The following is a 13,908-nucleotide window of genomic DNA, read 5'->3' as shown; positions in this document are numbered from 1 at the left end:
CCCTGCGGGTTGAGCGCCAAAAGCGCTCCCCGCAGGGCTTTTTCACGTTCTACCGGCGAGCGATTGCCGGCGTCAGGTCACGATGCTTCGAGATCCCGCCGGTCCACAGCGTGTTGCCGGCCGCGGCGGCACCGCGAACCACCACATCGGGCGCCTGCATCCGGACCCACGTGCGCAACGGAGCGTTCCACTGCAGCGCAACGGAAACATCGCCCTTGCCGCCAACTGCCCAGACCCGGCCATCGGCAGTCCGCACCACGGACTTCAACCGGCCGTCCGCGATCCGCGGCGTGCGCGAGACCGTCCACTTGGAACCGTTCCAGTGCGCCGCGTGAGGAAGATCACCGCGCTCACCAGACTTGCCGCCGACCACCCAGACGTCGTTGGCACCAAAGGAAGTCACGCCGCTCAGCCACGCACCCTGCCCTGGCAACGAGACCCGGCTCCAGCCAGTCCCGTCGAAGTGGAACAGCAGGGGAGTCTGCGGGTTCGAGTACGCCACTCCAGCAGCCCACACGTCGGTGGCCGACCGCGCGGAGACGCTCACCAGCTCGCCCGGCCCGACCTCCGGCAGCACCTCGTGGTTCCACTTCGTCCCGTCCCACGACTGAACAGCCGGAACACCGGTGCTGATGGTGTTGCGCCAAGCCCGTCCCGCCGCCCACGCCCTGCCGGAGTGCGCCGCGACGGCCTCGGGCATCACCCCGCCCATCACGTCCGGCGGTCCGCTGGCCGGGTTGACCGCCAGCGAATGACTGGTCCACGCGGTGCCGTTCCAGTGCACGGTCTCCAACGCCTCGGCTTTCAGATCCTCGGTCCGGCCGACCAGCCAGATGTCCGACGGGCTGCTCACCGCGATTGCCTTGGGCAGCGCCTGCGCCGGCAACGCAGACGTGCGCTGCCAGGCCTTTCCGTCCCAGCGCAGCACCACGGACTCCAACGTGCGCAACGACGTGAGCTCATAGCCCGTCGCCCAGGCATCTGTCCCAAAGGCAGCCACGGCGTTGATGTCCCCCTTCGCCACCGGGACAGGAGTCTCCTTCCATGCAACGGTGGGGGTCGGAGCGATCAGTACCAGGCTGAGTACAAGAGCGAGCTTCACGGCGCACCCACCGTCGTCTTGATGACGAAGTCGAACGTGCCGCGGTACCCGGAACCAGTCCGTGCGACCTGGATCGTGCAGACCCGGTTGATGAACTCGTCGCCGGCGTTCAAAGCGGCGAAGTCCCGCCCGTACGCCTGCGTGTCGTCCGGGAAGTACAGCTGCGTCACCAGCGGCGGCCCACCCGGAGCCTGGATCTGGACGTGGATGTGCGGCGCCCGCCACCCCCACTGCCCGAAGTAGTCACGCGGAATGATCGTGTTGAGGTGGTACTCGCCCTTGCTGTTCGAGCGCTGGTGCCCGCGCAGCCCGAAGCCAACGGTGTCGTAGTCGCCGTTCTGGTCGCACTGCCAGAAGTCGAGCAACGCACCGCCAACCGTCTGACATTGCGGGCTGTAAACCACACCCCGCAGGTCCAACCGCACGCCGCGAACGCTCGGCGTGAGCAGGTTCGTGCGCTCGGGCGAGTTCGGTTTGAACAACGGCCCGTCGAACGCGGGCGGGGTCTCATGCCCGGCACAAGCGGGCGTGACCTGCAACGGACCGGCCTTCGCGACGGGCACGGCCGACACAGCCGCACCTCCCGCGATGGCCACCGCGCCGGTCTTGAAAAAGGCACGTCGGGAGTTCGGCATGGGCCCAAACGTAGCAGTCGTTCGAATTGAAACAACCGTCTCGACAGGGACTAGACAGCGTCGCGGCGCCACTCGCTCGGGAGCACGCCGAACGCGGCCCGGAACCGGCGGGTGAAGTGGGTCGGGTCCTTGAAGCCCCAGCGCCGGGCGACCCTGCCGATGGAGAGGTGCCGGGAGCTGGGACGGGCCAGCTCGGCCTTCGCGTGGTCGAGCCTGCGGGCGATGATCCACTGTTCCAGCCGCAGATCGGCGTTGGCGCAGACGCGGTGGAGGTGACGCGGCGAGATGGCGAGCGCGGCGGCGATGGTGCCGGGACCGAGGTCGGGATCGCGCAGGTGCTGCCGCACGTAGGCGCGAACCTGGACGATCAGGGTCTGTTCGACGATGTCACGCGTGCCGGCCACGTTCTCGACGGCGGTGGCGATGAGAGCCCGCGCGAGCTCGATGCTCGCGGCACCCAGCATGCCGGCCGCCGGGCTGCCGCTGAGCTGGTCCGCGTTCCGGGTGATGTCCAGGACGTGACGGCTGAACAGCCCGTACAGCGGGCTCGATCTCAGCCGCGGTCCGGCGCGCCGCACGAGATCGGCCGGCAGTGCCAGGTCCTCGGTCCACGTGTTGAGCGACTGCGCCGCACCGAAACCACGCCACCCGAAGGTGAATGGCCGGCTGACGTCCACCACCAGGATCTCCCCGGCGGGCACCATCCGAAGCGTCGTTCCCACCTGGTAGCGGGCGACGCCGCTCTCGTGCACACCGATCGCGATGTGCTCGCCCGACACCGAGCGGGCGGCCTTCGCGGTGCGGACGTTGGCGAACCCGGTCGACTCGGCGCGCAGGATCGACGCGGCGCCGAACGACCAGAGATCCACCCTGGCCCGCACCGGCTCGTCCTCCACCTCGACCCGCGACACCCCAGCGGCCTCGCGCATCGTGGTGATCAGCGCGTCACGCCGGTCGCGCGGCGGAAGTGTTGCGGTGTCGAGCAAAACGGCCATGCCACGTCCCCCTGTCACCCTGGCGGCGTGAGCCGACGGCACGGCACTGTGGACCGATTCGGCGCGCTGGCTCGATCTTAGGCTCGGATCTCCCGACTTCGGAGAGGCCGCAGCATGAAGACGATCGTCCTGGTCCACGGTTTCTGGGTGACGCCACGCAGCTGGGAGCACTGGGTCGACCGCTACCAGCGCGCCGGCTACCACGTCGTCGCCCCCGCCTACCCCGGCTTCGAGGTGGAGGTCGAGGCGCTCAACGCCGACCCGTCGCCGATCGAGGACGTCACCGCGCCCGCGATCATCGAGCACCTCGAGTCCGTCATCCGAGAGCTCGACGAACCGCCGATCATCATCGGGCACTCCGCAGGCGGCGCGTTCACCCAGGTCCTGCTGGACCACGGCCTGGGCGCGGCGGGCGTGGCGCTCAACTCCGCACCGACCGAAGGCGTGCTCGTCACCCCGTTGTCCCAGATCAGGTCGACGCTGCCGGTGCTGAAGAACCCGGCCAACCGGCACAAGGCCGTGGGCCTGACGCCGGAGCAGTGGCGCTACGCGTTCACCAACACGTTCACCGAGGAGGAGTCGCTGGAGCTCTACCAGCGCTACCACGTCCCGGCGTCCGGGCGGATCCTGTGGGGCGGCGTGCTGGCCAACTTCATCCCCGGCCCGCAGGACATCCACGTGGACTACCACAACGACAAGCGCGCCCCGCTGCTGTTCGTGTCCGGCAGCGAGGACCACATCATGCCGCCGTCGGTGCAGCGGTCGAACGCCAAGCACTACAAGTCGAACACCGTCACCGAGATCAGGGAGTACGAAGGCATGGCCCACCTGCTGCCCGCACAGGAGGGCTGGGAACAGGTCGCCGACGACGTCCTGGCCTGGGCAGTGGAACAAGCGGGTTGGCCCGGCGCTTGAAAGACGTCCGCATCACGCACATCGGTGGACCCACGGTGCTGATCGAGGTCCACGGGTGGCGTCTGCTCACCGACCCGACGTTCGACGCCCCCGGCCGGAGGTACACCTTCGGCTGGGGCACGTCGTCGCGAAAACTGACCGGCCCCGCGATCGCCGCCGCCGACCTGGCGCCGATCGACGCAGTGCTGCTCACCCACGACCACCACGCCGACAACCTGGACGACGCCGGACGAGCCCTGCTCGCCACCGTCGGCACGGTCGTCACCACGACCTCCGGTGCTCGGCGGCTGGGGGCTGGACGCGGCCTCACCCCGTGGGCCGGCACTGTGTTGAACGAACCTGGCAGGCCGGCGATCGAGATCACCGCGACGCCGTGCCGGCACGGTCCGCCTCTGTCCCACCCCATCACGGGTGACGTCATCGGCTTCGCGCTGCGCTGGGAAAGCCAGGACCACGGCGCGCTGTGGATCTCCGGCGACACCGTGCTCTACGACGGCGTCCGGCAGGTCGCGGGCCTCGTCGAGGTCGACCTGGCCCTGCTGCACCTCGGTGGCGTCCGCTTCCCGGTGACCGGCCCGCTGCGCTACACGATGACCGCCACCGACGCCGTCGAGCTGTGCCGGCTGGTGCGACCGCGCACCGTCATCCCCGTGCACTACGAGGGCTGGCAACACTTCCGCCAGGGCCGCGCCGCCGCCGAGCAGGCCTTCGCCGCCGCGCCCGACGTTCGCGTTCGCTGGTTGCCGCTGGGCATCGGAACAGATGTCGCCGAGTGAGCAGCCGTCTCGCTAGCGTCGCTCCATGAGGATCTTCGCGTTGCTGTGCCTAGTCCTGTCCGCCACCGCGGTCCCAGCTCAGGCCTCACCGATCCGCTGCCCTCAGCCGGCCGTCTCCACGTTCCACACCGCTCCGACCTGGTACGAGAACCTGGAGTTCGACCGCGGCACCATCTGGCTCTCGAACCTGACCGGCAACCGCATCGAGCAGTACAGCCTCAACGGCAAGCTTCTGCAGACGCACGACCTCCGCGCACCCGGCGCCATCCGCAAGGGCCCGGACGGCGTCCTGCACGTCAACTTCGGCAACGACAACCCCGAAACCCGCCCCCAGCCGTCCGGCGTCGTCCGCCTGACCCCGAAGCCCGAGGTGTGGATCGGCGGCGACACCCTGAGCTCCGCCAACGGCGCCGAGTTCGACGCCCGCGGCCACCTCTACGTCTCCGACCCGTTCACCGGTCTGTACGAGTTCGACCGCCGCGGCGCCCTGGTCCGCCACATCGACCTGGCCTACCCCAACGGCATCGTCACCATCGGCAACACCGTCTTCACGAACATCCTGATCGACCCGAAGTCCACCATCGTCCGCATCACCGGCAACCGCCAGACGCGCATCGAGCTCGGCGCCCCCGACAAGGGCCTCGACGACCTCGCCGTCGGCCCCGACGGCAAGCTCTACGTCACCACCTACACCAGCGGCGAGATCATCAAGGTCGACCCGTGGACCGGCGCCCACTGCGTGCTGATGTCGGGCCTCGAGAACCCGACCGCGGCCCGGTTCCTGCCGGGGACGCGCACGATGTTCGTCACCCAGGCCTCTGGCACCGTGCTGAAGGTCCGCCTCTAGAACAGCCGGTTCGCCAGCCCCGCAACCGCTTGCGCACGGTCGCCGAGCAGCGCTCGCAGGTTGTCGGCGGCCTGGCGGTCCGAGTACTTGAACCCGATCTTGGCGATGGCCGCGCCCCACGTCACGTCGTCCGCGGCGGCGTTGGCGAGCGTGTTCCAGTTGCCGCGCAGCAGGTGCTGGTAGGCAGGCCAGCGGGTCACGATCTCCGCGATGATCACGAGGTCGCAGGCCTGCTCGATGTCGGCCGACGCGAGCACGCGCAGGTAGAACTGCCAGACGTTGATCAGGCGCTTCTCCTCGCGGACGGTGTGCTCCGGCTGCGCGGCGAGTCGTTCCCGCAGGCGTTCGCGGACCTCCGGATGCCGCTCGATGCGGATGACGATGTCCTCGACGATCGTGATCGGTGGCGGCAGCTGCTGGTCCGGTGCGGCAGTGACCGGGCTCGGTTCCGGTTCGTCGGCGGGTGTCTCGTCGCGGTGCACCGGCCCCAGCTGGGTCTCCAGGATGAGGTCGACGTTGTCCGCGGTCGTGCGCGGTACGCGGACCGGCAGCTGGACGAGCTTGCGCAGGAACGTCCAACCAGGACTCGGGTCGTCCGGGTGCGTGACGACCTTGGCGTCGGCCAGCTCCCGATAGGCGTGGTCGACGTGTGCGGCGACGACGATCGGGTCGAGGCCGAGCACGAACCTGGTGCGCGGGAACGTGTCCGACAGGAACACGTTGATCGCCTCGAAGACTTCGGCGGTGGTGCGGGGCGTGCAGCGGTCGAGGTCGTCGATCATCACGACGAGCTGCTCGCCGTGGTGGGCGAGGTCCCTCAACAACTCGGCGACGTCGTGCTGCACCAGGTACAGGTAGCCGCTGCGAGCCCGGTAGTAGGGATCGCGGACGGCCGGGTCGGTCGGCTCGCTCAGCGCCGGCCCGGCGAAGAGCTCGCCGGGCAGGTAGCGGGAGGCGGGAGTGGCGAAGTACCGCCACACGGTCTGCACGATGCCACCCACCAACGGCACGGCGGGGATGGAGACGAGCCACCACGACGTGGTGAGCTTGGAGACCGCGGCCAGAAGCGACACCCCGAATCCGAGCACGCCGAGTGCCAGGAACGGCGACAGGATGCGTTTGCGCAGGTCACGCAGGACGTGTCTGCGGTCGATGCGTTCGACGTTGCGAGTGAACCAGTAGCGTTCGCGAGCGGCGCGGTCCTTGCCGAACATCGCCTGCATGGCCGTGTCCGTGATGGCCCTGGCCAGGCCGGCCCAGACCTGTTCGCTCGACTGGTGCCGCCACGGGTTGAACCCGGCCACCACCGCGTGCCTCGGTTCCGGATCCTTTGTGGACTCCTTCTCCGGCTGGTCGCGGCGCAGCAACCGGTCCGCTTGCGCGACCGTGAGCGGCTCGGTGGACGGGCCGGCCCGTTTCGGCGTCGGCAGCTGGGCCTTGACCAGCTCCATGAGCGAACTCTTGCCGGAGCCCCACGGGCCTTCCACCGCGATCACGGTCGGGCCCTCGTCTTCGGGGTCCGGTTTGAGCGCCTCCGCGAGCGTGTCGATGAACGCCTGCCGGTTCAGCAGGTCCACGTCGGCCACGCGGTCGCTGAAACCGCGGATCCGCACCTGCTCGGTGAGCTGCCGAGGTGTGGGAGCGGGAAGTTGTGGATCCCAGATGCGGACCACACCGTTGTCGCCACCGGACACGACCCGCACTCTGCCGTCACCGCCGGTGTACCACGCCAGCTGCGTCGTCTCGTCGTCCACCAGCGCGATGCGGACCTGTTCCCCGCTCTCCGCGTCCCAGAACCGGACACCGCCGCCACGGCTCGCGGACACGATCAGCGGACCCGGAGTCGCCATCAGCACCTTGATCGGTGTGGAATGACCGCGCCAGTGGACAACCCGCTTGGAGCCGCGACGCCGCACCTGGATGTCGGAGCCGTCGATCACGGCGAAGCCGTCTGGGACCGGCACAGCGGTTCCGTACACGCTGATGTACTGGGCGGAGTCAAAGCGAGGAGGGGGCTCCCGCTCGCCGGTGTCGACGTTGACCACGACCGAGTCGTTGATGTCGGTCACGACCTCGAGCTTCCCGTCCCAGCGGACGCGACGCCGCAGATCGAGGATCGGCGTACCGAACTCGATCTCGCGTTCCAGGACGGCCTCGCGACTCTCGGCTGAGCTCACGCCTGGAAAGTACCGAGTTTCGTTTCCGGGAGGTTTCTGTCCGGTCGGACTAGTGCGGAATTGCCCTGAACGGGGTGAAGATGTGGACCATGGAACGCCGAGCCCGCACCTCAGGACTGCGCCGCAGCCGCACGGTCACCACGCCGAGGCTCGGTGAGCTGTTCAACGGCTATCTGGATCCCGCACGCCCGCATGCCGGCGCCTACGACGAGATGTTCTCCACCGACAACGGTGTGCGGAGTGCCTACCGCGCGCTGTACGAGTCGGTCGCTCCGTCGCAGGTCAACGAGCTGAACGCGCGGAGTGAGGCCCTCGGCAGGGCGTTCGTCGACCAGGGCATCACGTTCAGTCTCAGCGGTCAGGAGCGGCCGTTCCCGCTCGACCTGATCCCGCGCATCATCACCGCGAGTGAGTGGACGAAGCTCGAACGCGGCATCGTGCAGCGGGTGCGGGCGATGGAGATGTTCCTCGCGGACATCTACGGCGACGCGCAGATCGTCCGGGATGGAGTGTTGCCGCGGCGTCTCATTACGTCGTGCGAGCACTTTCACCGGGAGGCGGCCGGCATCAGCCCGCCGAACGGGGTGCGGATTCACGTTTCGGGCGTCGACCTGGTGCGGGACGAGCAGGGGACGTTCCGGGTTCTTGAGGACAATCTGCGGTGTCCGTCCGGTGTCTCCTACGTCATGGAGAACCGGCGGACGATGGCGCGGGTGTTCCCGGACCTGTTCGCGCGCCATCGCGTGCGCGCGGTGGGCGACTACGCGGTTCACCTGCTACGAGCGCTCCGGAACGCCGCCGCGCCCAACGCGGCCGATCCGAACGTCGTGGTGCTGACGCCGGGCTTGGGGAACTCCGCCTACTTCGAGCACTCGCTGCTGGCGCGGCAGATGGGTGTGGAGCTGGTCGAGGGGCGGGACCTGTTCTGTCGCGACAACTTCGTCTACCTCAGGACGACCGAGGGTGAGCGGCAGGTCGACGTCATCTACCGGCGCATCGACGACGACTTCCTGGATCCCGTGCACTTCCGGCCGGACTCGGTGCTGGGCATCGCCGGGCTGTTGAACGCGGCGCGGGCGGGCAACGTCGTCGTCGCCAACGCGGTCGGCAACGGGGTGGCGGACGACAAGCTCGTCTACACCTACATGCCCGAGATCGTGCAGTACTACCTCAACGAGAAGCCGTTGCTGCCCAACGTCGACACGTTCCGGTGCTGGTTGCAGGACGAGCGGGCGCACGTGTTCGACAAGCTCGACGAGCTGGTGGTGAAGCCGGTCGAGGGGTCGGGCGGGTACGGGATCGTGTTCGGGCCGGACGCGACCGCCAAGGAGCTGAACTCGCTGCGGAAGCGGATCAAGAACAACCCGCGCGGGTGGATCGCCCAGCCGGTGGTGCAGTTGAGCACCGTGCCCACGAAGATCGGCGACAAGCTGGCGCCGCGGCACGTGGACCTGCGGCCGTTCGCGGTGAACGACGGCAACTTCATCTTCGTGCTGCCGGGCGGGCTCACCCGCGTGGCGTTGCCCGAGGGCAGCCTCGTGGTGAACTCCTCGCAGGGCGGCGGTTCCAAGGACACCTGGGTGCTCGCGCCCAAGTCGTCCACTGTGGAGCGTGAGCTGGCCGAACCGGGGCTCGCGGGAACGTCCAAGATGGAGTCCACGGCGGCCGAGCAGGGGCCGGAGCTGACTTCTTCCCAGCAACAGCAACAACAGCAGCAGTAAGGGGGCGCGCGGAATGCTGGCTCGCAACGCCGAATCGCTGTACTGGATCGGCCGCTACGTCGAACGGGCGGACGACACGGCACGCATTCTCGACGTCTCGGTCCACCAGCTGCTGGAGGATGCGACGGTCGACCCGGACGCCACGTCACGGCAGCTGCTGACCGTTCTGGGCATCAAGCCGCCGGTCGGTGCCGAGCAGTTCGACGTGTGGTCGCTGACGGAACTGGTGGCCTACAACAAGGACAACCCGAGCTCGATCGTGTCGTCGGTCAACAGCGCGCGCGAGAACACCCGTGGCGCGCGCGAGGTCGTGTCGACCGAAATGTGGGAATGCCTCAACGCGATGTGGAACGCCGTCGCCGAACGGCAGCGGTACGCGCGCACGATGGGACCGCACGCGTTCTTCAGCTTCGTCGAGGAGCGCGCGGCGATGTTCGCGGGGCTGGCCGACTCCACGATGTCACGCGACGACGGCTGGCGGTTCCTGGTGCTCGGCCGGTCCGTCGAGCGCGTCGACATGATCGTGCGGCTGCTGCTGGCGCGTGTCGGTGACCGGGCGTCGTCTCCCGGTTGGGTCACGGTGCTGCGTTCGGCCGGCGCGCACGACACGTATCTACGGACGTACCGCGGCGCGTTGGACGCGTCGCGCGTGGTGCAGTTCCTGTTGTTGGACAGGCTGTTCCCGCGGTCGGTGTTCCACGCGCTGCGCCAGGCCGAGGCGTGTTTGGAGCAGCTGGAGAACCAGCCGTCGGTGCGAGTTGGCGCCCGAGCGGAAGCACTCCGGCTGCTGGGCAAGGCTAGGAGCGAGCTGGAGTTCCTCAGGCCGCACGACCTGCTCGACGACCTGCCCAAACGTCTTGCGGCACTGCAGAGAACGGTCCGTGACGTCGGTGAGGCCGTGTCGCAGCAGTACTTCCACGTGGCGCCGTGGGTCGCCTGGACGAACACCGAGGTGGGCTGACCATGAGCTGGCGTGTACGCGTCGTGCACACGACGGGTTATGTGTATGAGGCACCTGTTGTGCAGTCCTACAACGAGGCGCGGCTGACTCCGCGTGGCGACCGCAAGCAGAACGTGGTCGTCTCGCGCGTTGAAACCACTCCGGCCACGCGTGCCTACCGTTACACCGACTACTGGGGTACCGAGGTCACGTCATTCGACCTCCACGCGCCGCACAAGGAGCTGAAGGTCGTCGCGTCGTCGGTCGTCGAGACCAGCTCCGAGATCGAGCCTGTCACCACCGGCACGTGGCAGGACATGAAGGAAGAGAACCTCGTCGACCGCTACACGGAGTTCCTCGAACCCACGCGCTACACGCCGCGCAACCGCGAACTGCTGGCCAAGGCGCGCGAGCTGAAGAAGGGCAACTCGCCTTCGGACTCGGTGCTGGCTGCCTCGCAGTGGGTGTGGGAGCAGCTGAAGTACCAGCCGGGGTCGACGGGTGTGCACAGCTCGGCCGTTGACGCGTGGCAGGAACGCAAGGGTGTCTGCCAGGACTTCGCGCATCTGACGTTGGTGTTGTTGCGCGGTATGGGGATTCCGGCGCGCTATGTGTCCGGATATCTGCACACGAAGAAGGACGGCGCGCTGCGAGAGACGGTGCGAGGTGAGTCGCACGCGTGGATCGAGGCGTGGACCGGCGGGTGGTGGGGGTACGACCCGACCAACGCGATGCCGGTCGGGCCACGGCACGTGTGGGTGGCACTGGGCCGTGACTACTCGGACGTGGCGCCGTTGAAAGGCATCTACTCGGGCGGGGCGGCGACCGCGCTGGAGGTAACTGTGGAAATCACGCGACTGGCCTGAGGCAACGAGGATCCTCTCACGGGCGTGAACTGAACGGTCACTCGCTGTGAGTTTCACGCCTGGGGGCGACATGAGGATTCGTGTGCTGGGGCCGGTCACGGCCATCGCCGGAGGCACTGGTGTGCCGCTCGGCGGCCCAAAGCCACGCACACTGTTAGCGCTGCTCGCGATGCACGCGGGCAGCGTCGTTTCGTTCGACCGCGTGGTCGACGCGCTGTGGGGCGACAGACCACCTGGTCAGGCGCGCGCGGCGATCTACACCTACGTCTCGGCGCTGCGGCGCGCGTTGCCGATCGTTCGCCGCAACAGCGGCTACCTGCTCGCCGTGGACGACATCGATCTGCACGCGTTCGACAGCCTGGTCGGTGAAGGCCGCCTGGCTGCCGCCGGAGGTGCGTTCGCGCAGGCCGCAGGCTGTTTCGAGGCCGCGCTCGCGCAGTGGAACGGGCCACCACTGGGTGGCGCGCAGGGCGACTGGGCCGAGCACGAACGGGTCCGCCTGGACGAGCTGCGCCTCGCCGCGTTCGAGGACCTGGTGGACGCCCGGCTGGCGCTGGGACGGGCGGAGGCGCTGGTCTCCGAGCTCGTCGCGGCGGTCGCCGAGCACCCGTTGCGGGAACGGCTGCGCGGCCAGCTGATGCTCGCGCTGCACGCGACGGGCCGCCAAGCCGACGCGCTCGCCTGCTACCGCGAAGGCCGGGACCTGCTCACGGACGAACACGGGGTCGAACCGGGACCCGCACTGCGGGCCGTGCACGACCGCGTGCTGCAGAACGACGAGCCGGCACCGATGAGCCGGCCGAGCCAGCTGCCGTTCGACATCGCGGACTTCACCGGCCGACATACGTACGTGCAACAGATCCGCGCCGCCGTCGCCGATGAGTCAACGACGAGGCTGTGCGCGGTGTACGGCAAACCCGGTGCGGGCAAGAGCACGCTCATCCGGCACGTCGCGCACCAGGTGCGGGACGACTTCCCGGACGGCCAGCTCTACGTGTCGATGCGGGCCGTCGGCAACGACACCGATGGCACGCTCGGCGCGTTCCTGCGGGCCTTGGGTGTCGCGACCGTGCCGACCTGCCGACTGGAGCGCGAGCACCTCTACCGCACCCTGCTGGCGGACCGGCGGGTGTTGGTGGTGCTGGACGACGTCGCGCACGAACGGCACGTCCGCGCGTTGCTGCCGGGCGGCCGGCACTGCGCGGCGTTGATCAGCAGCCGGGAACGGCTCGACGCACTGCCCGGTGCGGTCCAGGTCGACCTGCCCGTGTTCGAGTTGACCGAGGCGCTCGACCTGCTGACCGAGGTGGTCGGTCCGCAAAGGACTGAGGTGGAACCGGGGGCCGCGGCCGAGATCGTGCGGCTGTGCGGACGGTTGCCGCTCGCGGTGCGCATCGCGGGTGGCCGGCTGGCCGCCCGCCCGCACTGGCCGCTGAACCGGCTCGCGGAACGGCTCAGCCACCGGCGTCAGGTGCTCAGGGAGCTGATGCTGGGCGACCTGGAGGTGCGGGGCAGCATCGAGCTCAGCTACGAGGGCCTCGCCGAACGGGAGCGGACGGCGTTGCGCAGGCTCGCGTTGCTCGACGTGTCGTCGTTCTCCAGCGGGCTCGTCGGACCGCTGCTCGACACCGACGCGGACACCTCGGAGCGGGTGGTCGAGCAGCTGGTGGACGCGCAGCTGCTCGACCTCGTGACCGGCGACGGACGGCTCCGCTACGAGATCCACGAGCTGGTCGGCGCGCTGGCCAGGGAACGCGGCGCGGCGGAGGAAAGCCTGCCCGCCACCCGTGAGGTCGCCACGCGGGTGGCCGAGTTCCTGCTGACGCACGTGCGGGAGGCCAAGGAGCAGACCCGGTTCGTGGAACGCCTCGGCGAACTCGACCTCACCGCACTCGCGACCGAGCTCGCCACGACGCTGTGCTCGGCGCACTTCTCCGTGCGCAACCTCTTCGGCCCGTGGTGGCGCACCCACCAAGCGGTTCTCGTTGCCGCACAACGATGTGGCGACCGGCTCAGCGAGGCCCGGACGCTGTTCGGGCTGGGATGGCTGCGGTACGAGGAGGACCGCTTCGACGAGGCCGCCGACTACTACGAACAGGCGCTGACCGTGTTCGGCCTGGTCACCGACGAGGCGAGCGTGCGGGGAACGGCGCGCACCAGGCTGGCGCTCAGCACGGTCCAACGCGACCGAGGCCGGCTGAAGGAGTCCCGCCGTTCACTCGAACTGGTGCTCGCCGGGCTCGACGAGACGGACGACCTGCACGCCGAGGCCCTTCACGCCCTCGGCCGGGTGCTGACCGACCTGGGTGATCTCGTTGCGGCGGAGAACGCCTGCACCGGCGCCGTCATCGCCTACCGGGCGCGGCGGGACCGGCGCAACGGCGCGCTCGCGCAGCGGTCGCTGGGACTCGTGCACCGGGCGGCCGGGAGGCTCGACGAGGCCGCCCGGCTGGCCGAGGAGGCCCTCACGACGCTGCGTGCGCTCGGCGACCGGCTGATGGCGGCCTACGCGGCACAGTCGCTCGCGAAGGTCCGGATCCGGCAGGGCAAGGGCGAGCAGGTGCGCGGTGACCTGCTCGACCGCCTCTCCGTGTGCACGACCATGCGGGACGGCTTCGGGCAGGCCCTGATGCTGCGCACGCTCGGCGAGCTGGAAGCTGCCGCCGGCCGTCGTGAGCAGGCGCGGGACTACTTCGGCCGCGCGCTCGTCCAGTGGAGCTCGCTTGAGCTGCCGGTGTGGCGGGCCCGCACGTTGCGCGACCTCGCCGCGGTCGTCGGCGAGCCCGCGTTCGAGGCGGAGGCCCAGGAGCTCTTCGCCCGGCACGGCTGCCGGGAAGCCGGTGAAACGGCGGTCTTCCAGGTGATTTAGGAAATCTTTAGACGTGCTCACCAGAGTCGTCCTGGTCCGGCAGACAGCCGGACCAGGATCTGGGG

General features: G+C 69.1%; 11 protein-coding genes. 7 read left to right on the top strand and 4 right to left on the bottom strand.

Annotation, left to right across the window (positions count from 1 at the left end; all coding sequences use genetic code 11):
* Positions 1-49: 49 nt before the first annotated feature.
* The 3 genes from LFM09_RS42635 to LFM09_RS42625 all read right to left on the bottom strand — a co-directional run bounded on the left by LFM09_RS42635 (position 50) and on the right by LFM09_RS42625 (position 2,732).
* Entirely contained in the window at positions 50-1,024 is a 975-nt protein-coding gene (locus LFM09_RS42635) for a hypothetical protein (RefSeq protein ID WP_414102317.1), read from the bottom strand.
* 74 nt (positions 1,025-1,098) lie between these two features.
* A complete protein-coding gene (locus tag LFM09_RS42630) occupies positions 1,099-1,737 on the bottom strand; it encodes a dioxygenase (protein ID WP_414102316.1) in 639 nt (212 codons plus the stop codon).
* Between the two features lie 50 nt (positions 1,738-1,787).
* Positions 1,788-2,732, bottom strand: coding sequence for a helix-turn-helix domain-containing protein (locus LFM09_RS42625; RefSeq protein ID WP_414102315.1), 945 nt, complete (start codon positions 2,730-2,732; stop codon positions 1,788-1,790).
* A gap of 114 nt (positions 2,733-2,846) precedes the next feature.
* Between LFM09_RS42625 and LFM09_RS42620 the strand changes: the two genes are divergently transcribed.
* Genes LFM09_RS42620 through LFM09_RS42610 form a run of 3 tightly spaced genes read left to right on the top strand, consistent with a single transcriptional unit; the run spans position 2,847 to position 5,270 of the window.
* Positions 2,847-3,647 carry an alpha/beta hydrolase gene (locus LFM09_RS42620; RefSeq protein ID WP_414102314.1) on the top strand — a complete coding sequence of 267 codons (801 nt, stop codon included), beginning with the start codon at positions 2,847-2,849 and terminating at the stop codon, positions 3,645-3,647.
* The gene (locus LFM09_RS42615) at positions 3,644-4,423 is read left to right on the top strand and encodes an MBL fold metallo-hydrolase (RefSeq protein WP_414102313.1); all 780 of its coding nucleotides are present in this window, start codon (positions 3,644-3,646) and stop codon (positions 4,421-4,423) included. Before LFM09_RS42620 ends, LFM09_RS42615 begins: the two co-directional genes overlap by 4 nt.
* Before the next feature lie 25 nt (positions 4,424-4,448).
* The gene (locus LFM09_RS42610; protein ID WP_414102312.1) at positions 4,449-5,270 is read left to right on the top strand and encodes an SMP-30/gluconolactonase/LRE family protein; all 822 of its coding nucleotides are present in this window, start codon (positions 4,449-4,451) and stop codon (positions 5,268-5,270) included.
* On the opposite strand, the gene LFM09_RS42605 is transcribed toward LFM09_RS42610, so the two are convergent.
* Positions 5,267-7,447: a P-loop NTPase fold protein gene (locus LFM09_RS42605; protein ID WP_414102311.1), complete on the bottom strand. Its 2,181-nt coding sequence runs from the start codon at positions 7,445-7,447 to the stop codon at positions 5,267-5,269. The genes LFM09_RS42610 and LFM09_RS42605 overlap by 4 nt on opposite strands.
* An 89-nt stretch (positions 7,448-7,536) precedes the next feature.
* Between LFM09_RS42605 and LFM09_RS42600 the strand changes: the two genes are divergently transcribed.
* The 4 genes from LFM09_RS42600 to LFM09_RS42585 all read left to right on the top strand — a co-directional run bounded on the left by LFM09_RS42600 (position 7,537) and on the right by LFM09_RS42585 (position 13,843).
* A complete protein-coding gene (locus LFM09_RS42600; protein ID WP_414102310.1) occupies positions 7,537-9,168 on the top strand; it encodes a circularly permuted type 2 ATP-grasp protein in 1,632 nt (543 codons plus the stop codon).
* 13 nt (positions 9,169-9,181) lie between these two features.
* A complete protein-coding gene (locus tag LFM09_RS42595; protein WP_414102309.1) occupies positions 9,182-10,129 on the top strand; it encodes an alpha-E domain-containing protein in 948 nt (315 codons plus the stop codon).
* 2 nt (positions 10,130-10,131) lie between these two features.
* Positions 10,132-10,974, top strand: a complete 843-nt coding sequence (locus LFM09_RS42590) for a transglutaminase family protein (RefSeq protein WP_414102308.1) — start codon at positions 10,132-10,134, stop codon at positions 10,972-10,974.
* A gap of 70 nt (positions 10,975-11,044) precedes the next feature.
* A complete protein-coding gene (locus LFM09_RS42585) occupies positions 11,045-13,843 on the top strand; it encodes an AfsR/SARP family transcriptional regulator (protein WP_414102307.1) in 2,799 nt (932 codons plus the stop codon).
* Positions 13,844-13,908: the final 65 nt, after the last annotated feature.

This window comes from Lentzea alba, assembly GCF_047445655.1.
GTDB lineage: Bacteria > Actinomycetota > Actinomycetes > Mycobacteriales > Pseudonocardiaceae > Lentzea > Lentzea alba_A.
Note: the sequence above shows the minus strand (reverse complement) of the source record. Positions and strands in the feature narration are given on the sequence as shown.